Source organism: Butyricicoccus sp. AM32-19 (genome assembly GCF_003480365.1).
GTDB classification, from domain to species: domain Bacteria; phylum Bacillota; class Clostridia; order Oscillospirales; family Butyricicoccaceae; genus Agathobaculum; species Agathobaculum butyriciproducens.
The window spans coordinates 23,585-45,503 of the sequence record NZ_QUIX01000017.1; the positions used below are offsets into that span (position 1 = coordinate 23,585).

At 55.9% G+C, this 21,919-nt stretch carries 18 protein-coding genes and 1 CRISPR repeat array; of the genes, 7 read left to right on the plus strand and 11 right to left on the minus strand.

All coding sequences use genetic code 11. The annotated features are described in order from the left end of the window. Positions 1 to 97: 97 nt before the first annotated feature. From DW806_RS12395 to cas3, 11 genes are all read right to left on the minus strand, one after another. The gene (locus tag DW806_RS12395) at positions 98 to 2,887 is read right to left on the minus strand and encodes a molybdopterin-dependent oxidoreductase (protein WP_118730141.1); all 2,790 of its coding nucleotides are present in this window, start codon (positions 2,885 to 2,887) and stop codon (positions 98 to 100) included. Between the two features lie 20 nt (positions 2,888 to 2,907). Then, complete coding sequence (locus DW806_RS12400) at positions 2,908 to 4,452, minus strand: sodium:solute symporter family protein (RefSeq protein ID WP_118730142.1); 1,545 nt, start codon at positions 4,450 to 4,452, stop codon at positions 2,908 to 2,910. 15 nt (positions 4,453 to 4,467) lie between these two features. Next, a complete protein-coding gene (locus tag DW806_RS12405) occupies positions 4,468 to 4,737 on the minus strand; it encodes a hypothetical protein (RefSeq protein WP_118480569.1) in 270 nt (89 codons plus the stop codon). Positions 4,738 to 4,784: 47 nt separating this feature from the next. Continuing rightward, positions 4,785 to 5,459 (minus strand): cysteine hydrolase family protein, encoded by a 675-nt coding sequence (locus DW806_RS12410; RefSeq protein ID WP_118730143.1) that lies wholly within the window; start codon positions 5,457 to 5,459, stop codon positions 4,785 to 4,787. Between the two features lie 240 nt (positions 5,460 to 5,699). Beyond that, positions 5,700 to 5,998: direct repeats of the CRISPR family, unit length 32 nt; unit sequence ATTTCAATCCACGCTCCCGCGAAGGGAGCGAC. A gap of 186 nt (positions 5,999 to 6,184) precedes the next feature. After that, positions 6,185 to 6,475: a CRISPR-associated endonuclease Cas2 gene (gene cas2, locus DW806_RS12415; RefSeq protein WP_118730144.1), complete on the minus strand. Its 291-nt coding sequence runs from the start codon at positions 6,473 to 6,475 to the stop codon at positions 6,185 to 6,187. Positions 6,476 to 6,485: 10 nt separating this feature from the next. Then, the gene (cas1c, locus tag DW806_RS12420; RefSeq protein WP_118730145.1) at positions 6,486 to 7,517 is read right to left on the minus strand and encodes a type I-C CRISPR-associated endonuclease Cas1c; all 1,032 of its coding nucleotides are present in this window, start codon (positions 7,515 to 7,517) and stop codon (positions 6,486 to 6,488) included. Further along, positions 7,514 to 8,128, minus strand: coding sequence for a CRISPR-associated protein Cas4 (gene cas4, locus DW806_RS12425; protein WP_243022744.1), 615 nt, complete (start codon positions 8,126 to 8,128; stop codon positions 7,514 to 7,516). Before cas4 ends, cas1c begins: the two co-directional genes overlap by 4 nt. Before the next feature lie 35 nt (positions 8,129 to 8,163). Continuing rightward, entirely contained in the window at positions 8,164 to 9,051 is an 888-nt protein-coding gene (gene cas7c, locus DW806_RS12430; protein WP_118730147.1) for a type I-C CRISPR-associated protein Cas7/Csd2, read from the minus strand. After that, entirely contained in the window at positions 9,052 to 10,782 is a 1,731-nt protein-coding gene (cas8c, locus tag DW806_RS12435) for a type I-C CRISPR-associated protein Cas8c/Csd1 (protein WP_118730148.1), read from the minus strand. Beyond that, on the minus strand, positions 10,779 to 11,441 hold the full coding sequence (cas5c, locus tag DW806_RS12440) for a type I-C CRISPR-associated protein Cas5c (protein WP_118730149.1): 663 nt from the start codon (positions 11,439 to 11,441) through the stop codon (positions 10,779 to 10,781). The genes cas8c and cas5c overlap by 4 nt, the downstream gene beginning before the upstream one ends. Before the next feature lie 360 nt (positions 11,442 to 11,801). After that, positions 11,802 to 13,979 carry a CRISPR-associated helicase Cas3' gene (gene cas3, locus DW806_RS12445; RefSeq protein ID WP_118730150.1) on the minus strand — a complete coding sequence of 726 codons (2,178 nt, stop codon included), beginning with the start codon at positions 13,977 to 13,979 and terminating at the stop codon, positions 11,802 to 11,804. A gap of 490 nt (positions 13,980 to 14,469) precedes the next feature. Here cas3 and DW806_RS12450 point away from each other — a divergent pair, with 490 nt between their 5' ends. From DW806_RS12450 to DW806_RS12480, 7 genes are all read left to right on the plus strand, one after another. Continuing rightward, positions 14,470 to 15,516, plus strand: a complete 1,047-nt coding sequence (locus DW806_RS12450) for a methionine ABC transporter ATP-binding protein (RefSeq protein WP_118730151.1) — start codon at positions 14,470 to 14,472, stop codon at positions 15,514 to 15,516. Next, a complete protein-coding gene (locus DW806_RS12455; protein WP_118730152.1) occupies positions 15,497 to 16,177 on the plus strand; it encodes a methionine ABC transporter permease in 681 nt (226 codons plus the stop codon). Before DW806_RS12450 ends, DW806_RS12455 begins: the two co-directional genes overlap by 20 nt. Positions 16,178 to 16,189: 12 nt before the next feature. Beyond that, on the plus strand, positions 16,190 to 17,143 hold the full coding sequence (locus tag DW806_RS12460) for an L-lactate dehydrogenase (protein ID WP_116705219.1): 954 nt from the start codon (positions 16,190 to 16,192) through the stop codon (positions 17,141 to 17,143). Between the two features lie 45 nt (positions 17,144 to 17,188). Continuing rightward, positions 17,189 to 18,079 carry a MetQ/NlpA family ABC transporter substrate-binding protein gene (locus DW806_RS12465; protein ID WP_116705218.1) on the plus strand — a complete coding sequence of 297 codons (891 nt, stop codon included), beginning with the start codon at positions 17,189 to 17,191 and terminating at the stop codon, positions 18,077 to 18,079. Positions 18,080 to 18,142: 63 nt separating this feature from the next. Continuing rightward, positions 18,143 to 19,531, plus strand: coding sequence for an FAD-binding oxidoreductase (locus DW806_RS12470; protein ID WP_118730153.1), 1,389 nt, complete (start codon positions 18,143 to 18,145; stop codon positions 19,529 to 19,531). Between the two features lie 2 nt (positions 19,532 to 19,533). Then, on the plus strand, positions 19,534 to 20,706 hold the full coding sequence (locus tag DW806_RS12475; RefSeq protein WP_110435569.1) for a pyridoxal phosphate-dependent aminotransferase: 1,173 nt from the start codon (positions 19,534 to 19,536) through the stop codon (positions 20,704 to 20,706). A gap of 18 nt (positions 20,707 to 20,724) precedes the next feature. Beyond that, positions 20,725 to 21,894 carry a M20 metallopeptidase family protein gene (locus DW806_RS12480; protein ID WP_118730154.1) on the plus strand — a complete coding sequence of 390 codons (1,170 nt, stop codon included), beginning with the start codon at positions 20,725 to 20,727 and terminating at the stop codon, positions 21,892 to 21,894. Positions 21,895 to 21,919: the final 25 nt, after the last annotated feature.

The following is a 21,919-nucleotide window of genomic DNA, read 5'->3' on the forward strand; positions in this document are numbered from 1 at the left end:
AAACGGCAAAGACCCGGAATCTTCTGAAGAAAGATTCCGGGTCTTTGCGCTATGGGTGGTGATGCTGTTTCGACTGTCATTGTCAACAATGACAATTTTACTGAACACCGTCCGATGGACGGTGACATTCGCAATCCTTCTTGAGCGCCTGAAGCTGCTGCTCCATGGTCGGCACCTCGCACTTGCCGGTGCGGATGGCCTCGAGCACGACCTCGGGCGACGCAGGAACCTTATTGATGCGCACGCCGATGGCACGCGACACGGCATTGATAATCGCCGGTGTGACGGGCACGGTCGCAACCTCGGAAATGCCCTTGGCACCGAACGGACCCTGCGGTTCCGGGTCCTCGATTAAAATAATCTCGTAATCCGGCGTATCCTCGGCACGCGGCAGACCCAGCTGGCGGTACAGCGTCTTGACCGGATAGCCGTTCCTTGTCGGATAACCCTCGGTCAGTGCGTAGCCCTGTCCCATCGAGCAGGAGCCGTGCATCTGTCCCTCGATGATATGCGGATTGATGGCGCGGCCGACATCGTGTGCCGCGATGATTTTGAGCAGACGAACCTTGCCGGTCTCCTTGTCCACCTCGACGATAGCGGCCTGCGTGGCATACGCATATGCCGGAAAGTTGCGGTATTTTGCACCGCGCTTTTTCGCGCCCTCAAAATCGCCGATGGCGAAGCACGGGTCGGATGCATAATAGTATTCCGCGCGGCGTTCCTCGCCCGGCCGCCACGGACGGCTGTCTAAATCCTGCTTGAGCTTGACGCACGCCTCATATACCGCACGGCCGCCGCACAGCGTCTGACGCTCGGAAACCGACTCGCCGGTCGGGATGGTCAGCTCGGTGTCGCCGTTGGTGATGTAAATATCCGCGATATCCATGCCGAGCGTTTCCGCCGCGATCTGCGTCATGGCTGTACGGAAGCCCTGTCCCATATCCGTGCCGGAAACGATCATATGCAGGCGGCCGTCGCCCTGCAGAATCAGCTTGCACGCGCCGTCATCGGTGAAAATACCCTTGCCGATGCCGACATTCTTAAATCCCGAGGCCATGCCCCATCCAAGCACCTTGCTGCCCTTGGGATACTGGCCTTCGTACTCTTTGAGCGCTTTTTTCAGGCTTTTTTCGCATTGATTGATGGTATCCATCATACCCATGCTGTATTTGAGCACCTCACCGCCGACCGAGGTCGCACCCGGATAGACGGCATTGCGCCGGCGCAGTTCAAACGGGTCGATACCCAGCTTTTCCGCCATCATATCCATCGCGGTCTCAATCGAAATCGCCGCCTGATTGATGCCGTAGCCGCGAAACGCGCCGCCCTGCAGATTATTGTTGCGGATCGCCGAGCCTTCCACCTTGACATTGGGAATGATGTACGGGCCGCCGCTCATCAGCGCGCCGGTCATCAGCGTGCCGTAGCTTTCGCACTCGTACGGTCCGCCGTCTGAGAACATCCGGCAGTCCAGATACTGGAACTTGCCGTCCGGCGTAAAGCCGATCTCGTAATCCGTATGGTAGCCGTGGCGTTTGGTGGTGAGGATCAAATCCTCCTTGCGCGTCAGCGTAATCTTGACCGGCTTGCCGCAGGCATGAGCGGCAACAACCGCCGGTGCTTCGAGAAATGAGTCGCATTTTTTACCGAAGCCGCCGCCGAGCGGCGTGACGATAACGCGGATATCCTCCTCCGGCTTGTCCAGAATCTTTGCCAGCATACTGCGGATTTCAAACGGCGCCTGTGTGCAGGCATAGAGGATCGTTTTGCCGTCCTGCACCATGCCGATGGCCGAAACAGGCTCCATGCAGGCGTGCTCCTGCGGCTCAATATCCTTGGAGACGTTGAGCTTGACGATGTCCGTCCGCTGCTTTGCCTGCTCCACATCGCCGCTGACGCGGCCGGTGTGCACGATGAAGCTGTTTTTGCGGTAGCCGTCCGCCATGGTGTAGATACCGGGCAGCTCCTCATAGTCGATTTTAACCAGCTTGGCGGCCGCTCTCGCGTGCGCCGCCGTATCCGCGACAACCAGCGCGAGATGGTCACCGAGAAACCGCACCTCATCCGTGCAAAAGACCGGCTGCTCCGGCGTCCATGTGCCGACCTTATTCATGCCGGGCACGTCAGCCGCCGTCACGATGCGCACCACGCCTTCCGCCTGTTCGGCGGCGGAGTAGTCCACCGCGTTGATCTTTGCGTGCGGCGCCGGCGCCCAGACAAATGCACCGTGCAGCAGGGTATCCGCGCCGATGTCCTCCGCGGTGAGGTCGTCGCAGAATTTCAGTTTGCCGCCGGTCTTGTCCATGCCGTCCACATCCCAGACCGACTTACCGACCGCGGAACCGGTGATTTCGGGCACGACCTGATTTTCACCAACCACAATAACCGTGCTTTCATAGCTACGGAAGCTGTCAATATCCGGCTCTTCCCCGCGCAGCCGCGCCGCTGCCAGCTTGACCGCCTCGATAATCTTGACATAGCCGGTGCAGCGGCAGTAGTTGTTTTTCAGTCCGTCGCAGATTTCCGGCTCGGTCGGAGCCGGATGGTGCAGCAGCAGCGCCTTTGTCGCCATTACCATTCCCGGTGTGCAGAAGCCGCACTGCACGGCGCCGACATCAAGAAACGAGTGCTGAATTACCTGCAGCATGGTGTCGTTCGGTGCGTTTTCGATGGTCTCGACGGCTTTGCCGTCCAATCGGTGCATGAGCGTCACGCACGAGCGTGTCAGCCTGCCGTCCACCAGTACGCTGCACGCGCCGCAGTGACCGGTGCTGCAGGCTTCTTTTGTGCCCTTCATGCACTTTACATTGCGGAGATATTCGAGCAGGGTGCGGTTTTCACCGTCCTGTACTTCAATTTGTGTGCCATTGAGCGTAAATCGTATCATGGGATTTCGCCCTCCTGCCGTTACTTGATTTTTGCTTTGATGCGCATGAAGCGTCTGTGACCGGAGTCAAGCGCCTCGTAAAAGTCCTCGCTGTCCTTCGGGTCATCCTTTGTCAGCTTGGAGACCACATACATCAGCACGAACGCGGTCGCCAGACCAATCGTGCCGTACCACACATAGCCGAGATCCCAGACGAAGAAGGTCAGGCAGATGATGATCGCACCGACCGAAATCGAGGTGATAGCGGCTTTTCGGGTTGCCCACTTGCAATAAATGCCGAATACCAGTGCCGGGAACAGCGATTCGACCAGGGAGTCTGCGAAAATCATCAGATTGTAGACGTATTCCCAGTGCATGAGCGATACGGCGACTGTTACGGTACCGAACAGCAGAATCACCACGCGGATAACCGAGGTCTCGGAGGCCTTGAACCTGCAGTGGCCGATGCCGACGAGCAGATCCTTGTAGATGATAGAGGACATGACCATCAGCAGCGCATTTGCGGTGGACAGACCGACCGCCAGTACGCCGATGAGGAACACGATCATCAAAATCTGCGCGAGCAGACCGTGCGTGCCCGCGATGATGTTGCACATATACGGGATAACCAGTTCGGTCTCCGAGCTGGTCAGATTCGGCATGGCAGCCAGTGCTACCAGACCGATGAGCATTGTGCCGCCCCAGACAATGATCTGCAGGAACGGTGCAAGGAAAGCCATCTGACGCTGGTCCTTCAGACCCGCGCTGTAATAGCCCGAGCGCACAAAGACCTGCGGCAGCAGCAGCGTGTAGCCGAACGCGCACGCAAGCGGATAGCTGACGCGCGACGGATAGGTGCAGATACCGATCGGACCAGGGTAGGAGAACCAGTCCGGCGTCTGAACACGGACGGTCTGGAACGCCTCGATGATCGAGCCGTTGAATACGATCTTGAGCGTTACGAAAATAATTGCCCACAACGCCAGAATGAAGAACCAACCCTGTACAGCATCCGCCAGTGCGGTGGATTTTACACCGCCGAGCATGACGAATACCGTCATGATAATGCCGCAAATGAGCGTAAACGTCTGCGAGGATACCGCGCCGCCGGTGGCCACCTCAGCCGCGCGTCCGCCGGCTACCAGTACCGCCGAGATAAACGGCACGGCGCAGATGATGTAAACCATGTCGATGATAACGGTCAGCGCCTTGGACTTGTAGCGGCAGAAGAAGAAATCTGCCGGAGTGGTGAAGTGCTTCTGCTGGTTGACCAGCCATACCTTGGTCATTGTAAAGTAGCAGATGATCGGGAACATGGAGTAGATGCACATCTCCGAGAAGAAGTAGCCCAGTCCGTAGCGGTAATATGCGCCCGGGCCTGCGAAAAATACCCAGACGCTCATGCAGGAGGCAATATAGGTCATGACCATGACTGGCCACTTGAACCGGCCGCCCTGCAGATCGACCTTGCCTGCGTCACGTTTTTCCTTCCATGTGGTGTAGCGCGCGATGGCGATTAAAAATAGAAAATATGCCGCAAAAACGATCCATACCGTTTTGCCTGAAAGTAAACCCTGTGTTGTCATTTTCTCTGTTATCCTTTATTTGTCCGATTCTTTTTGCGTTTCGGAAGCGGCAGGCGTCATATTCTCTGCTGTTTCGCCCTGTTCCTCGTCCTCAATCAGAGGATACTCCTTTTCGGTCAGCTTGCAGCCGATATACACGGACAGCACCGTGCCGACAAAGCTGATCAGACCGTGTATGATGCAGGCGGTCTCGCTGCCGTAGGGTGGGAATCCCGGGAAATTATAGAATACCCAGAAGAACAGCACAGACGCCAGCCAGATTTTCTCTGTTCTGCCGATTTTCATTTTGTGTCACCTTGTTTTCTTGTTTATATGTCATTTCAGGTATGCATTTAGTCCTGAGAGCGCCACTCGTCGAGTAGCGCATCCGAATCCACGACAAGTCCCAGATGCAGCGAGATCATGCGCAGCGCAGGCTCTTCGAGGTGCTCGGAGCCGCGGGTCAGGTCGCGCGGCACGACGACGCGGAAATCGCGGTTTGCGGCATCGAAGGCGGTGTTGATAACGCAGCAGTCGGTCATGCAGCCGGTGAGCACCACGCGGCGGATGCCGAGGTTGCGCAGCAGCAGTTCCAGATCGGTCGGATAGAACGCGCTCAGGCGCTTTTTGGTCGTCACCATGTAGTCCTCGTCGTGTACATCGATGGACATTCTGTTCCAGCGTGTGCCTTCGATGGCGTGCTCTGCGATGTTGGGAATCTCACCGACCGTAACCGGAAACACCATGCGCCACGCAGACGGAAACAGTTTTTCGTCTGCGCCGCCCTTACGCAGCGTTGAGCGGACATGGATGATCGGCAGACCGAGCGCGCGTGCTTCGTTCATGAAATGATTGAGCGGTTCGATGATCTCGCGTCCTCGCGGAGACGGACATGGACAGTCCGGGTCGGTTGACAGGTGTCTATCGTGCATGTCAATCGTAATGACAGCCGTATCGCGGCGATTAAGGAAAACCTGCTGTAATTGCTCCGGAACCTCCTTTTCGATGCTGTCAAAGTATGCTTTCATTTGATTTTTCTCCTTCCCGGCAAAACGCCGCAGCAATCTGTGCGGCGCTGTCAATAGCGGTATTGGAGTTATTATAGCACATGTGTCATGACATGTGCAAATGTTTTGGTCGGGGTGTGTGAAAGATTGTAAGGGTGGGGGACTGGGGCGAGGTTGGGCGGGAGGATGGTGGTGCGGCTATCGCCATCGTTCCGCGAAGGGAGCGACAGCATACCGCACATCATTGACCCCAACACCGAAATTTCAATCCGCGCTCCCGCGAAGGGAGCGACGACGAGGCACAGTGCATTTTCAATAGCCGTGACTGATTTCAATCCACGCTCCCGCGAAGGGAGCGACCTGTGTCACCGGTCTGACCCCTGCACCTGTTGCATTTCAATCCACGCTCCCGCGAAGGGAGCGACGCAACCGTAACCCCGAATTGCGATGTCAACGTCAAATTTCAATCCACGCTCCCGCGAAGGGAGCGACAAGGACACCAAGATGCCACTGGAGGGCGCGACTTTTATTTCAATCCACGCTCCCGCGAAGGGAGCGACAGCAAAAATCACCAAGACTATTCCCAATGATCTTCGCAAAATAAACAATTACAATAACAGTTTTACACAGATTTGTGCAAAACACAACTGCAAATTTGACATCCGATAAAAGTATTGGATATATCCTATCGGAAATTCCGGTGCGAAGCGCCGACGCTTTTCGGTTCGCTTACACTTCGCACCGCCTTACACCATGAGCACGCCCTCCGGCTCATAGCCGCGTTTCGTGCCGAAATGCTCAATCTTATTCTCATACTTGCTGCCGAGATAGTAAAATCGCAGACTGTCCAGTTCATCATCCATAATGGAGCACAGCTTCTGCTGCAGCATACGGCACTGAGCCGCGTCAATCAGGCATTCAAACACGGAATTCTGCACACGCTGTCCATAATTGACGCACTGCCTGGCAATCTGCCGCAGGCGTTTGCGCCCGGCGGCTGTTTCGGTGTTGACGTCATAAGTAATCACAACCAGCATATTCGGCACCTCATTTCCACAAAAACGGCGGATAATCGTCCAGATCGCCGCGCAAATAGCGCGTCAGCAGCAGTGCCTGCGCGTAGGGCACCATACCCCAAGACAGCTTTTCCTCAAGGTATGGGTGACGAATTTCCTCGCGCTTTTTCTCCTGCCAGCCCTGTAAAAAGGTTTTGCGGGCGTTCTCTGAGAGATAAACCGCACCGTTCTCCTGCACCTCAAAATCCTTCGCGGAAAACCTGCCGAGATTGACAGCCGAAAGCACAAAACGGTCTGCAAAGCACGGCCGAAGTTCTTCCATCAAATCGGCGGCAAGAGACTGCCGGCCCGGACGGTCGGTGTGCAGAAAACCGACATAGCTGTCCAGTCCGACGGCTTCCAGCGCAGCGGCGCAGTCGTTCGCCAGCAGGGAATAGGCGAACGACAGCAGTGCGTTGCATGGGTCGAGCGGTGGACGGCGCGAGCGTCCGGTGAACGAAAACACGTCTTTGTGGTTGAGAATCAATCGGTCGAATACATCGAAATAGATGGCCGCACCTGCGCCCTCCAGTCCGCGCAGAGAGCCTGAATCAGTCTCTGCCTGCACCTGCGGCAGCAGCGCTTTCAGCTTGGCGGAGGCGGCTTTGAGCGTTTCCGTGTCCACGCGCATGGCGTGGTCGCGGCAGGTGCGCTCGATGCTCCACCGCGCGTTGTAAATCTTGCCGAACACCATCATGCGGGCAATACGGCAGGCTTGTGGTGGGTCATCCGCCGTACGGTATTGTGTGCGTTGAAGCAATACATTACCGTTGCTCACGCCGCAGGTTCGCGCCAGAAACCGCCCGCGCGGTGTGCAGAACGACAAGCTTACATCTCGCTTTGCACATGCGCCCATGAGTGCCGGAGACGCGCCTGCATAGCTGAAGCTGATAATTCCGGCGAGGGCATGGAGCGGGAAACGAGCCGTTATCTGCTTCTCGCGGTTGACGACAACATTTTCGCCATCGAGCGTTAAGTATGCGTCCTCTGAGGTGACAAACAGCGTGTTAAGCAGCTTTTTCATTCCTCCATCGCTCCTTTCAGGTAGCCGGAGACAGGTTTCGCCTTCATCAGCTCGGGCAAACACAATTCCTTGAGCGAGCAGACCGAGCAGCCTTTCTGCGGTTTTACCTTAGGCGTGCAGCCGCGCCGCAGATAGTCGTGCATTTCGGCAAGGCTGTCGCGTACACGCTGCCGCAGTTCGTCTGTAAATGCAACCGGCATCCGTCGGCGCGGCTCACCGTAGAACAGCGCACCGTCGGAAATCTGACAGCACAGCATTTCCTCGAGACACATCGCCTGAGCGCACAGCTGCAGCTCGTCCGCGTCGTGCGGCTTGGGCTTGCCGCGCTTGTATTCGATTGGAAACGGTGACCACAGTCCGTCTCGTCCCTGCAGGGTAACGCCGTTTTCCGAGCGATGAAATTCCATCACATCGCATTCACCGGACACACCGAGTACCGCAGAATGGATACGCATGGCACGAACAATCAGCAGGTCGCCGCGGCTTTCCGTGCCGCCGCCGTGCGCTTTTTCGTGCAGAATCGAGCCGTCCACCGTGCGGTAATTCTCCGCCCACTGGTGCTCCACATGGATGAGCGCCCACTGCCGACGGCAGAATGCGAAATGCTGCAAACCGGAGAGCTGGAGGAAATCCTCCTCGGCGTAGATTACCCCAGCACCTTGCAGGTCACGCCGTCCGGCAGGTTGGCTTCGTCAACCGTGATGGTGTAGTCTGTGTACGCACGCGGCACAATCACGCCTTCGTTGTGCTCGGCATGAACCAGATCAAACAGCTTGTGCGAGGGTGCGTTGCCAAGCTCGGAATCATGCTTGAACACAATCAGCTGGCGTACAGCCATCTTGCCGCGAGCAGCCGAATGGTCGTTCTCGAACATGTTGATGATTGCCGTCCACAGCAGTTCGAGGTCATCCTCGGAGAATCCGGTCGTCTTGCGGGCGAGGTTGGCGGAAACATAGCCTTCCGCACGGTACAGACCGTAAGGCACGATGTACTTGCGGCCCATTTCGGTGCCCTTTTTCTCCGCGTCAGCCTCGGTGGTGATGGCAACACGGGTGATCGTGACTTCCTGCGGAACAATAGGATCCACACTGCGGGCAAAGCCAAGCTGCACCGGACCGCGCACCTGTCCGCAGTTGAGTGCACCCTTGACAAAGGTGGTCATAACCGCACCGAATGTGCGAATATCGTAGAAATTCTGGCACATAAAGTCGCGCAGCTTGCTGTCTAGCTGGTCGTCCTTCTTCTTTGCATCCTTGAGCTTGTCCGGCGCTATACCGACATAAGCGCAGGCTTCTGCATCGCTGCGGTTGAGCGGTACACCGTCTTTGACGTAAATGCGGTAGCCGGATTCGCCTTCCTTGGCCATCTCTACATAGTTGCGGATTTTGCGCTTGAGGCATACATCGGTCACCAGACCATAGCCGGTTTCCGGGTCGATACGCGGCATGTTGCCCGCATCCGGATCGCCGTTCGGATTGCCGTTTTCCACGTCGAAAAAGATTACAAATTCATAGCGGTTTTTGATGGGTTCCATTTACTTGTCCTCCTTTTTAGTGTAACGCTTCTGCGTCTGATGGTAGTAACCGAGGTCAAATGAGCCTTGCTGCGGCAGGTTCAGCCGAGCGGGATACTCTTCGTGCAGAATATCCATGATCTGGCCGATTTGCTTATTAAAATAAATTTGCTGATCGATTCGCAGCTTACGCAGATGTTTCTGACAGAGCTTGTCAAGAATAGGGAAGATAGTCGCGGGGATAGACGAAGCGGAGTTGAAGTATTTATCCTTGATAGTGGTGTTGATGCCCGGATTTGCTGCCTGCTGTACGGCTTCGTATATCGAGAACAGCCGTCCGAGCGTATAGGGAATATTGGTGCTGGATTCATTCAGGCTCACAGTTAAAACCTCCTCGGGACAGTCCTTGTCCTTGTTTTTTAGGTAATATGCCTTGATAATTGCGGCACGCCGCCAGTTTATCTCAGAATCTGCGCGGATACGGAGCATAACACCGTTCAGCAGTGCAGCCGGATAGCGGTCATTGTTCCAGACGGCGCGGGCAGTCGCACCGGACATAACCGGACTCGGCTTTTTGTCGCGGGCACTCTGGTTGACGGTTTCGGCAAGCAGCTGCCACAGCGGCAGGAATCCGGTCGGCGCCTTCGCCGGACGCTTGATTTTCAGACGTTCATAGTGCGCGTTGACGTTCTTCATCAATTCACCAAACGTGTTTTTATAGAAGAATCGCACACTCAGACGCGCGGCATTCGGTGCCAGACCGAGAATGTAGAACGCACGTTCAGGATCAAGATTTAATTCCTGACACGGTTCGCTGTTTGCAAGGTGTTTGAGCGCAGCGGATAAGTCATTATCCGACCAGCTTTGCGTGTTATTGCCCATAAGGCAGCTGAAAAAATCAGTATACTGCGGTTCTGCAGTCTCCGCCCAGCAAACGACGGTGGTGTCACCGATGTACTGCGTATGCTCGCGGTCAGCCAGCAGGTGATTGAGAGCCGTCGTATAAGCAAATGCAGCGTGCTTACCAACAGGTGCGTTGTAGTTCTGCTCGTGACCGTAGGAACAGAAGGCGGGGGCGTTGAACGACACAAGTGCGGCGCCGCTGGACTGCGCATCACGCACACCCTTGATGGCAGGATGAACGGCGGCAATCTCATCCAGTTCGCCGGTGACAAGACATTGCTGTTTGGGTGCATCGGAGTCACCGTCGTAATGTGCCTGCCATGCAGCGCAGATGACCGGATCATCTGCCGGATACTGCCCATTCACATAAAATACCAGATTGGCACCGGCAATGAGTTTGTCGTAATCATCGACAAGAGCAGGGTGCTGTGCAGCTTCGGCAGGCTGCCATGTATCAAAGAAGGAGAGAATTGCGTGTGCGGCAGGAGAGTCCACATTGTCTAACAGCTTGCGGTGCAGCTCGGCGGCGGCGTGAAAGCATTGCAGACTGCGCTCCGGTTTGCCTTTTGCGTCTACGCCAAGCAGATATGCCGAATTATCCCACATAAAGTTGGACGTGACACCGGAAGAACGCTTGACTGCCGCCGGCAGACGAATATCCTCACGCGGACGGAGCACTTTCTTTTTGCCTGCCTCTGCTTCGTGCAGCAGCGGAATAACCTGGGCGAGTTCACCGTTTTCCCGCAGCTGGAGCGCATAACTGATTTTCGGTCTGCCCCAGCCGGGCGCATCAATTTCACCGCGGGCATTGAGGGCATCATAATATTGCGTCAGCGCCTGCAAAATCATTTGACCACCTCCGCACTGTGAATCGGGGGGACCTCTATGACACCGTCTACCAGCTTGGCGCGGAAGAACATCGGTGTGATATTGGCGGGATCGCTGTAATCCATGTCGAGCAGCATCCAGCCGAGATCGTGTTCACCGAGCAGTTCCTCCGGACAAGGCGGAAGTTGTTCACAAAGCTCAAACTTTACCGGAAATTCCCGTGTGCCGAAGTAGGGCATGCTGTAGCACTGTCCGCGGCGCAGACGGCGTTTCATAATGTCCTGAAACTTGCCGGGATTGTCAGTCGGCGCAGCCTTGTCGGTCATTTCAAAGTGCGCTTCAATGACATAGTGGACATCACGCAGTACCATTGCGGCACGCTGCTGAATGCTTTCCGACGCAGCGAGGTACAGCTCACCCTTGGGTTTTGCAATCCACGCCTTGACCGAACGCGCGTTAATGGTGTCCTTTACCTCGTTTCGGCGGATGTTGGTGAAGTGGATCGGCGCACAGACATGAATGCGGTCGATGATCCAGCGAAGACCGGGGTGCCAATAAATACTTTCCAGCAACCCGCGTGCCGCCGAGGGTGTCATGCAGTCATAGCTGACGCGTTCGGTCTTCATTTCGGGTCTGCTGAATAGAGCGTATGGACCGCTTACTTCAACTTGAATTGACATTGGTATATTTCCCTCCTTTACGAAGCATTGCCAAATATTTCCTGGTATCAACAGAGAGTGGAATATGTGACAGGGCTTCGGTGTGATTTGTTGGATAGATAGGGTAGCAAGCTCCCTTATCTACGATTACATTATATCGCTTTACACTGTTGATTACAACAGTAATATTTCCTAATATGAGATAATTAAATTTATGCAAATGAAATAATAAGGCAGGGTAAAGAAACTTGACAAAATAAATCAGAAACTGTTATAGTGTATTTGTCGTCATTAGACGTGGATTGAAATCTAATTTGAGATAATTAAGGAAGCACGGGAGAATGTTACCACATTCTCCCGTTTTCCTTTTTACGCGAAAAATTACCCGAAAAACGCCTGACCGCTGTCTGCCTTGAGCGACAGACCGGTTTTCTCATCATACAGTGACAGATCGCACAGAATAGCACTGCGGTCGTCCAGACCATTGGTTTCATCGGCGGTTTGAAGCGCACCGGCGTCGTACAGTGCCTGAAAATGCGCATCATACACCTGCACGGCGTACTGCCCAAGCTGCCGATACAGTTTTTTAGAGCACGCACCATCGCAAAGCCGCTCGATGAGTTCAGAGCCGTCCTTCCACGGAATATAAACTGTGCGTGTGTCGTTGTCGATCATGCGAAAATTCTCGGCAATTGTGCGGAACGGATACAGAGAGCCGCCGCGTCCACGCTCAAATGCGTCGATCACGCCGATTTTATCAATCGCGGAACCGTTCAGCTTGCGCAGTTCGTGGAAATAGTTTTCCATTGTCTGCGGAGAAGCGGGATCGGCATTGTTATCCAGCGCAATATTTGTCGCGCCGATGGCTTGTCCAAACAGCGGCGGAGCCTTCTCCGTGCGGCGGAAAATAGTAACAATGCTGTTCTCTGCGGCACGCTTGCCCTCGCGGTTGCAGCGTCCGGCGGCCTGCAGAATGGAATCCAGACCTGCCAGTTCGCGGTAAACGGCGGGGAAATCTATGTCAACACCGGCTTCAACAAGAGAAGTCGATACGACACGGCAGGGCAAACTGTCATTTAGTCGGCGTCGGATTTCCTCGAGCACCGTACGGCGGTGTGCCGGAACCATCAATGTGGACAGATGGAAACGGCCTTCCTCCGGCAATTTCGAGAAAATGGACTGCGCCGCTTTGCGGGAATTGACGATGCAGAGGACCTGCTCATGTGCGCACAGTAATTCGGCGAGTGCGTCATCCTCGAGGACACCGACCTGCCGGAATGTCACACGGCGGAATTTGTCAAAATAGAACGGAATCTCCGGGCAAATCTCGGAAACCGCATGCGACGGTGCGAATCGCTGAATCAAATCGCCGAGTACCGGCTGGGTAGCCGTACACAGCACGGCAGTTGCGCCGAACTTCTCTACCAGAGCGCCGATGGCTACAACGCACGGCATCAGGTGGCACAGCGGAAGCATTTGCGCTTCATCGAAAATAATCACGCTGTTCGCCAGATTGTGCAGCTTGCGGCACTGTGAGGAACGGTTAGCGTACATCGACTCGAAAAACTGAACGGCGGTTGTGATAACGAGCGGGCTGTCCCAGTTTTCGGCGGCCAGTGCCTTGGGATCGGGATTGCCGTTTTCCTCATCGTTCTCGAACTGTACACCGGAGTGATGCTCGAGTACGTTCTCATCGCCTAAAATACCGCGGAAAACATCGGCATTCTGCTCGATGATGGAGGTGTACGGTACAACATAAATCACACGTTTCATACCGTGCTCAACGGCATGATGCAGCGCAAATGCGAGAGAACTGGTCGTTTTGCCGCCGCCGGTCGGAACCGTAAGCGTGTAAATGCCCTTGGGATTGGCTGCGGCGGAAACGCACGCCCGCAAGATCTGCTGACGCAGCTTGTTCAGCTCGGAAGTCGGGTTGTCCCATTCATTTAGCCTGGCCTGTAAGCGGGTGAGCAGCGTTTCGAGTGAATCTCCGGTGCCGCGCGGCATATCGCCCTGCATGAACTGCTCGGTGTCCAGATAATCCGCATCCACCAGACAGGAGTACAGCATGCGCGTGCGGAATGACTCGGAAAGCGACGGCTTGGTGACCGGACGCTGCGGCAGGCGTACCGGCGGAATGGGGTAACCCGGGTCGAGCGGCGGAATAGCGGGAGTGCCCCACTTTTTTATTCTGCCGGTGAAGGTGGGCGTGCCTTCCGGGTCATTTGTGCTGCCTAAATCCGGCAAACCGCTGTGATGCCCCATGACACAAGCGGCTAAGAGCAGATTGTTTGACAACATGATGTTTCGTGCACCGGCGGTTGCATGATCGACCTTTGGACCATTATCCAGAAGACGATGTTGAAATGCGGCAGTTGCTTTGCCGTCATCGTGGTGAACACCGGCCTCGTGACCTTCAGCTTGTGCACCGAATGCTTCGGCAAACTGCCCGCAGAGCGTGCCGACACCGCGCTCGTGATCGGAGAGAAGCTGATATTCTGTACGTTCAACGCCGTTTTCATTGATCGGACGGGTGTGTGCATAGAATTTTTTATCCATAGCGATCACCTTCTATTGAATTGTTATATACAGTATATAACAGTTAAAGTCCGATAAAAAGTACAACACCCAATATGCCTGCTAAGAAGACCGCCTTGAATTACAGCAAACTGCTGAAAATATCAGTCAAATCCTATAGATTTCGTTGGCTTTATTTGTGCAAAACTGGCAAAACCTCCAGAAAATGAAATTCCTGCAATTCCGAGGTTGACACTGGGGATTGGCTGTGCTATTCTATAACCAACAAATCCAGTAGGGGATCGGAAAGGAGCGAGCAAAATGTTCATCGTAAACGCACGAATGTCGGGTCGAATGTGTATGAACATGCTGTATTATGCTCAGATGCTGCCTGACCGACAGAATACGAAATTACTTTGAATCGTCTTGCCTGACGCTGCGCGTTCTTGCGGATTCATTGTATTTTCTGAAGCGGGGAGCTGCGAGCTTCCCGCTTTTTTTGCGCATTTAAGAGGAATAAGGAGGAATTTTCTTGATAAAATTGTCACATATCTCGAAGGAGTTTGTGAGCGGCAAGCGAACCGTTCATGCGGTGCAGGATGTTTCGCTGACGATTGACAAGGGCGAAATTTTCGGTATGATCGGCTTTTCCGGTGCGGGTAAATCGACGTTGGTGCGCTGCATCAATCTGCTCGAGCGGCCGACCTCCGGCAAGGTGATCGTAGATGGTCAGGATATGCTGTCGCTCTCGGCAAAGGAGCTGCGGCAGGCCCGCAAGAAGATTGGCATGATCTTTCAGCACTTCAACCTGATGCCCTCGCGCACCGTAGCCGGCAACGTAGCGTATCCGCTGCGCGGCAGCGGCCTTTCCAAACAGCAGATCGAGGAAAAAGTACAGCGGTTGCTTGATCTGGTCGGCATCGGCGATAAGGCGGAGGCGTATCCCAAGCAGCTGTCCGGCGGTCAGAAACAGCGTGTAGCAATCGCTCGCGCACTGGCAAACGACCCGAATGTGCTGCTCTGCGATGAGGCTACCTCGGCACTCGATCCGCAGACCACCAAGGCGATTCTGCAGCTGCTCAAGCACCTGAACGAAACCCTCGGCATCACAGTCGTTATCATCACTCACGAAATGGCGGTCGTCAAGGAGATCTGCCACCGCGTAGCCGTTATGGAGCACGGCAAGGTGGTCGAGTCCGGCGAGGTGTTCAACATTTTCGCCAACCCGAGAGAGGACATCACCAAGAACTTCATCCACACGACCTCCAATCTCCGCAAGATCGAAGACCTCATCGCGGAGGATTCGCCGGTCGTCAAGCTCAATCCGGGCGAGCTTATCGTGCGCCTGAGCTACATTCAGCGCAATGTATCCGAGCCGCTCATCTCGACGGTATCGCGCAAATTCGACATTGTGCTCAACATCATCTTTTCCGATATCGCCATCGTGCAGAATGCACCGATCGGCGGCACGGTAGCCATTATCAGCGGCAGCCGCGATCAAATCACACAGGCAATCGCTTATCTCAGTGAGAAAAACGTAGGAGTGGAGGTCATCAAGGATGCAAGAGTTTCTGAATAACATCATTCCGAACGTGATGGCAAAGCTGCCGGACTTCTATGCAGCCATCGGCGACACGCTGCTCATGGTGGTCTGGTCGGGTGCGATCTCGTTCGTGCTCGGTCTGACACTGGGCGTGCTGATCACGGTCACCAAGCCGGGCGGCATTCTGGAAAACAAAATCGTCTATCAGATTCTGGACAAGCTGGTCAGCCTGTTCCGTTCCATCCCGTTCATCATCCTGCTGACGTGGGTAATGCCGGTCTCCCGTGCAATTATGGGTACGGCAATCTATGTTCGGGGTGCAATCGTTCCGCTGGTATTCGGTGCGGTGCCGTTCTTCACCCGTCAGGTGGAAAGCGCACTCGCAGAGCTTGATCCGGGTCTGATCGAAGCGGCGCTCTCGATGGGCTCCACACCGCTGGAGATCATCTTCCGCGTTTACCTGAAGGAAAGCGTTGCCGCCATCGCGCGCGGCACGACGATCACGGCCATCAGCCTGCTGAACCTGACCGCAATGGCGGGTGTCGTCGGCGCAGGCGGTCTGGGCGACTTCGCTATCCGTTACGGCCACGACCGCAATATGCTGGACGTTACCAACGTCACCGTGCTGGTCCTCGTCATCATCGTTTGCATTATGGAGTTCGCTGGCGGCAAGGTCGTCAAGAAGAACACGCACTAAGGAGTGTCTGACATGAGTATTTCCAATCGCAAAGTTGTTATCGTGGGCGCGGGCCATGTCGGCTCCCACGTTGGCTATGCCCTTATTTCCCAGAGCCTTGCGGACGAGATCGTCTACATCGACTCCGACCACGCAAAGGCAGTCGCACAGGCGCTCGACCTGACCGATGCGACCAACTATCTGCCGGTCCGCACCAAAGTCATCGCCGGTGATTACAGCGATGCAAAGGACGCGCAGATCATGATCATCTCGGCGGGCCCGCTGCCGACCGGCAATCAGACCCGTATGGATACGCTGGGTCAGACCATTGCCATTTTGAAGGATGTAACAAAATCCATCAAAGAATCCGGTTTTGACGGCATTATCGTCAATATCTCCAATCCGGCGGACGTTATCACGCATTACATCCAGCACACGCTGAACTGGGCGCCGGAGCGCATCTTCTCCACCAGCACTACGTTGGACTCCGCAAGACTGCGCCGCGCGATCGCGCAGGAGATCGGCATTGACCAAAAATCCATCACCGCTTACGCGCTCGGCGAGCACGGCGAAAGCCAGATGGTCGCATGGTCGGCTGTCACCATCGCGGGCAAGCCGCTTTCCCAGTGGCGCGAGGAGTATCCGGACACCTTCGGCAAACTCGACCTGGATGCGCTTGCTGACGCAGGCCGTGAAGGCGGCTGGACCATCCTGCGCGGCAAGCAGTGCACCGAGTTCGGCATCGGCGCTTCTGCCGCAGAGGTCGTTCGCGCCATCTTCTACAACGAGAACCGCGTTCTTTCGGTTTCTGTTCTGTTGGACGGCAAATACGGTCAGCACGATGTGTACGCCAGCGTGCCCGCTATCGTGGGTCGCGACGGCATCGCAGAGATCATCGAGCTGCACCTGACTCCCGAGGAGCAGGAGAAGTTCAACGCATCCTGCAAGACCATGAGCGAGAATTATCAGCTGTCGCTCACTCTCTAACATCAGTCAATTAAAAAATTCACATCATAAACGGAGGTAATCCCAATGAAGCTCAAAAGAATCATCGCACTGTCCTTGTCCGCAGCAACCCTCGCCCTGTCTCTGACCGCCTGCGGCGGCTCGAGCAGCGCAGCTTCCGATAATGCACAGGCATCCGACAGCAATTCCGGCGATGCTGTAACCGTAAAGCTCGGCGTAGTCGGCAGCATCTACGAGGATCTGTGGACCCCGGCCAAGGAAAAGCTGGCTGACGAGGGCATCGACCTTGAGTTCGTACAGTTCTCGGACTACGTTACCCCGAACAATGCACTCGCTAACGGCGAGATCGATCTGAATGCTTTCCAGCACCGTATTTACCTGCAGAGCGAGATCGACAACTACGGCTACGAGATCGAGAATATCGGCAATACCTTTATTATCCCGTTGAACCTGTACTCCGACAAGGTTAAGTCGGTTGATGAGCTTAAGGACGGCGACACCGTAGCCATTCCGGACGATGTAACCAACGGCGGCCGTGCCCTCAAGGTTCTGGAAGCAGCGGGCCTGATCAAGCTGAAGGACAGCGCAGAGTTCAACCCGACCATCGACGACATCGAGACCTACAACACCAAGATCACCATCGAGGAGCTGAAGGCTAACGTAATCCCGTCCACGCTGGCTGACGTTACCGCAGCTGTCGTAAACGGCAACTACGCACTGGATTTCGGCCTTAAGACTGAGGACGCCATCTACAAGGATGACCAGCTGGACATCGAGGAGTACTGGAACCTGATCGCAGCGCGTTCCGCTGACCTCGAGGATGCGGACAAGCTGGAGACCTACAAGAAGGTCGTAGCAGCGTTCCAGTCCGATGAGACCGAGAAGGTATTCAACGACCAGTTCGGCGGCTACTTCATCAAGGCAGGCTGGGATCAGGATCTGCTGGCAGACAAGTAATTCATAATCGTTCCCAATGCCGCCGGAAAGCACCGGCGGCATTTTCGGCAGGAGGAAACAGCAATGGAAGTAAGCAAACAGGCTTTGCAGAACATCATTTCGGATGAAGACCGTCTGCTTTTCGCAGAAAATATTCCGGCGGAATACCTGAGCGATGCGCTCGGCCGCCGCACAGGCACGGCAGACGCGCTTGTGTTCGCGCGCTCGACCGAGGAGGTCAGCGGCGTGCTCCGGTACGCCAACGAAAACGCCATCCCGGTCACGCCGCGCGGCGCGGGAACCAATCTGGTGGGCTCGACAATTCCGCTGTTCGGTGGTATCATTCTGGATGTATCCCGCATGAACCGCGTGCTCGAGCTGGACCGCGACACGATGACGGTCACCGTCGAGCCGGGCATGCTGCTCAAAGATCTGCAGGCCTATGTTGAGGAGCACGGTCTGTTTTACCCGCCCGACCCGGGCGAAAAGGCCTCGAGCATCGGCGGCAACATCAGCACCAACGCGGGCGGTATGCGTGCGGTCAAGTACGGCGTAACACGCGACTATGTGCGCGGGCTGGAGGTTGTCCTTGCGGACGGTACGGTGCTGAAAGTCGGCGGTAAGCAGGTGAAGGACGCGAGCGGACTGTCGCTCAAGCACCTGCTCATCGGCTCGGAGGGCACGCTGGCGGTTATCACCAAGTGCCTGCTGCGCCTTCTTCCCAAGCCGGAGACCACGGTGAGCGTGCTCGTTCCGTTTGCTGACCTCGGCACGGGCATCCGCAGCGTGCTGACCATCCTGCAGGCGAATGCCAACCCGACCGCAGTCGAGTTCATGGAGCGCAAGGTCGTAGCCCTCGGTGAGAGCTTTTCCGGCGTGCAATATCCGCGTCCGGATGCCGGTTCGTACATTCTGCTGACGTTTGACGGTCACGAGAGCGAGGTCAACGCGAATATCGAGCGCGTGCGCCGCCTTGCGCTTGACAACGGTGCCATCGACTATATCGTGCTCCGCAGTGCCGAGCAGGCGGCGGACATCTGGAAGGTGCGCGGTGCGCTCGTCATGGCGGTCGAGGCCGTGTCCGAGCAGGAGCCGGTGGACATCGTGGTGCCAATCAGCCACACGGCGGATTTCGTTCGCTACATCAACGAGCTGGAAGCATCCTCAGGCGTGCGTATGATCGCGTTCGGCCATGCGGGTGACGGCAACGTGCATCTGTGCGTGGTGCGTGACGGCCGCGACCAGCAGACATGGGAGCGCGAGCTGCACGAAAACATGGAGCAGGCCTACGCCAAGGCGTATTCCTACGGTGGCGTAGCATCGGGTGAGCACGGCATCGGCATTTCCAAGCGGCCGTATTTCCTGCGGGAAACTGCGGAGGAGAATCTTGCCGTGATGAACACGATCAAGAACGCTCTCGACCCGAAACATACACTGAACGACCAGAAATCTTACATTGTGGGAGGAAAATAACCATGCAGAGCTTATCTGAGCGCACCGCCGGCTTTACCGATTCGGTCATCCGCCGTATGACGCGCGTTTCCATGCAGTATGATGCGGTAAACCTGTCGCAGGGTTTCCCGGACTTTGAGCCGCCGAAGGAGCTGCTCGACCGTCTGGCGCAGGTGGCCTACGAGGATTACCACCAGTATTCCATTACCTGGGGTTCGCAGAACTTCCGTGAGGCGCTGGCCGCCAAGCAGACCTATTTCATGGGCCGAAGAATCGACCCGAACACCGAAATTGTCACGACCTGCGGCAGCACCGAGGCGATGATGGCTGCGATGATGACAGTCACCAATCCGGGCGATAAAGTCATCATTTTCTCCCCGTTTTACGAGAACTACGGCGCGGACACCATCCTGTCCGGCGCAGAGCCTATCTATGTGCCGCTCGTGCCGCCGGATTTCCACTTTGATGCGAACGTGCTTGAGGACGCGTTCCGTCAGCACCCGAAGGCCATCATCCTGTGCAACCCGTCCAATCCGTGCGGCAAGGTGTTCACCCGCGAGGAGCTGGAGATTATCGCGTCTCTCGCGGAGAAGTACGATACCTACGTTATCACCGACGAGGTGTATGAGCACATCGTATTCGCGCCGAACAAGCACACCTATTTTGCCACCCTGCCGGGCATGTGGGAGCGCACGCTGTCGTGCTCGTCGCTCTCCAAGACGTACTCGGTTACCGGCTGGCGACTGGGTTATATCATTGCCCCGCCGGAGATTATCGACCGTGCAAAAAAAGTACATGACTTCCTGACTGTCGGCGCAGCAGCACCGCTGCAGGAGGCCGTTGTTACCGGTCTGAAGTTCGGTCAGGACTACTACGACGACCTGCAGGCCAAGTACACGCACAAAAAGGATCTGTTCCTAAAGGGTCTGGACGATCTCAAAATCGCCCATACCGACCCGCAGGGCGCGTACTATGTTCTGCTTGATATTGCCGAGTTCGGCTACGAGAGCGATCTTGCGTTCTGCGAGGATCTGGCGCATTATGTCGGCGTAGGCGCGGTTCCCGGATCGAGCTTTTTCCGTGAGCCGGTCAACAACCTGATTCGCCTGCATTTTGCCAAGAAGGACGAGACGCTGCTCGATGCACTCAACCGTCTGGAAGGTCTGCGTGATAAGATCAAACCGAAACACCGATAAACAGGAGGAAAAGCCGTCATGGATGTAAAGAAAGCCGCAGCGGAAACGAAGGACTACATCGTATCCATCCGTCGGGAATTTCACCGGCACCCGGAGCTGAGCCTGCAGGAATTCCGCACGGCACAGCGCATTGAGGAGGAACTGGACAAGTTCGGCATTCCGCACACGCGCGTAGGCGTAACCGGCGTGCTCGGCACGCTGAAGGGCGCAAAGGACAACGGAAAAGTGCTGGTTCTGCGTGCGGATATCGACGCGCTGCCCATTGAGGAGACGCATGAGTGTGCATACCGTTCGGAGAATGCAGGCGTCATGCACGCCTGCGGTCATGATGCGCACGCGGCCTGCCTTCTGGGTGCCGCGAAAATCCTGTCGGAGAACAGAGATGCGTTCAGCGGAAAGGTCCGTTTTGTGTTTCAGCCGGGTGAGGAAATCGGAAAAGGCGCAAAGCCGTTTGTCGCAGCCGGTGTGCTGGAGGGTGCCGAGCGCGTGTTCGGTCTGCATACCGCGTATGATTTGGAGGCAGGCACGGTAGGACTCAAACCGGGCATCAACAACGCCGCAGTCGATCATTTCCGCATTCATGTGCACGGTAAGTCTACGCACGTTTCCACGCCGCATCTGGGCGTGGATGCGCTGTATATCGCCAGCCAGATTGTTGTGGCAGTGCAGGGACTGGTTACGCGCCGCACTTCACCGACCGAGCCGGTCATCATCGGCATCGGCAAGCTGAACGCGGGCACGACCTACAACGCCGTGGCAGCATTTGCTGAAATGGAGGGCACAACGCGCACCATTTCGCAGGAGAGCCGCGACCGCGTTCGCGCACAGGTCAGTGAGACCGCGCAGAGCATCGCTGCGCTGTACGGCGGCACGGCGGAAATCGAGTGGACGGACTTTGCCGCTGCGCTCGTCAATGACCCGCAGGTGTGCGAGGAAGCTGCTCAGGTCGTGGACGAGCTGCTCGGAGAAGGACACGTTGTCACCGACCGTGAGCTGTCGCTCAGCGGCGACAATTTTGCCGAGTTTGAGCTGTATAAGCCGGGCGCGTATGCGTATCTCGGCACCGGCAATCAGGATTTTCCGCACACGATGATCACCAACCATAACGGCGGCTTCGATGTGGACGAGAATGCACTTGTGACCGGTGCCGGTCTGTATGTCGGGTATACAGTCGCGCGGCTTGGATAAAGCAAAACGCTCAGCTATCAAACGA

Coding starts and splice junctions, on each gene's coding strand:
- cas1c (WP_118730145.1), bottom strand. CDS start 7,517: ATGAAAAAGCTGCTTAACACGCTGTTTGTCACCTCAGAGGACGCATAC.
- DW806_RS12475 (WP_110435569.1), top strand. CDS start 19,534: ATGCAGAGCTTATCTGAGCGCACCGCCGGCTTTACCGATTCGGTCATC.
- DW806_RS12395 (WP_118730141.1), bottom strand. CDS start 2,887: ATGATACGATTTACGCTCAATGGCACACAAATTGAAGTACAGGACGGT.
- cas7c (WP_118730147.1), bottom strand. CDS start 9,051: ATGGAACCCATCAAAAACCGCTATGAATTTGTAATCTTTTTCGACGTG.
- DW806_RS12480 (WP_118730154.1), top strand. CDS start 20,725: ATGGATGTAAAGAAAGCCGCAGCGGAAACGAAGGACTACATCGTATCC.
- DW806_RS12405 (WP_118480569.1), bottom strand. CDS start 4,737: ATGAAAATCGGCAGAACAGAGAAAATCTGGCTGGCGTCTGTGCTGTTC.
- cas2 (WP_118730144.1), bottom strand. CDS start 6,475: ATGCTGGTTGTGATTACTTATGACGTCAACACCGAAACAGCCGCCGGG.
- DW806_RS12400 (WP_118730142.1), bottom strand. CDS start 4,452: ATGACAACACAGGGTTTACTTTCAGGCAAAACGGTATGGATCGTTTTT.
- DW806_RS12470 (WP_118730153.1), top strand. CDS start 18,143: ATGGAAGTAAGCAAACAGGCTTTGCAGAACATCATTTCGGATGAAGAC.
- DW806_RS12460 (WP_116705219.1), top strand. CDS start 16,190: ATGAGTATTTCCAATCGCAAAGTTGTTATCGTGGGCGCGGGCCATGTC.
- cas8c (WP_118730148.1), bottom strand. CDS start 10,782: ATGATTTTGCAGGCGCTGACGCAATATTATGATGCCCTCAATGCCCGC.
- DW806_RS12465 (WP_116705218.1), top strand. CDS start 17,189: ATGAAGCTCAAAAGAATCATCGCACTGTCCTTGTCCGCAGCAACCCTC.
- DW806_RS12455 (WP_118730152.1), top strand. CDS start 15,497: ATGCAAGAGTTTCTGAATAACATCATTCCGAACGTGATGGCAAAGCTG.
- cas3 (WP_118730150.1), bottom strand. CDS start 13,979: ATGGATAAAAAATTCTATGCACACACCCGTCCGATCAATGAAAACGGC.
- cas5c (WP_118730149.1), bottom strand. CDS start 11,441: ATGTCAATTCAAGTTGAAGTAAGCGGTCCATACGCTCTATTCAGCAGA.
- DW806_RS12410 (WP_118730143.1), bottom strand. CDS start 5,459: ATGAAAGCATACTTTGACAGCATCGAAAAGGAGGTTCCGGAGCAATTA.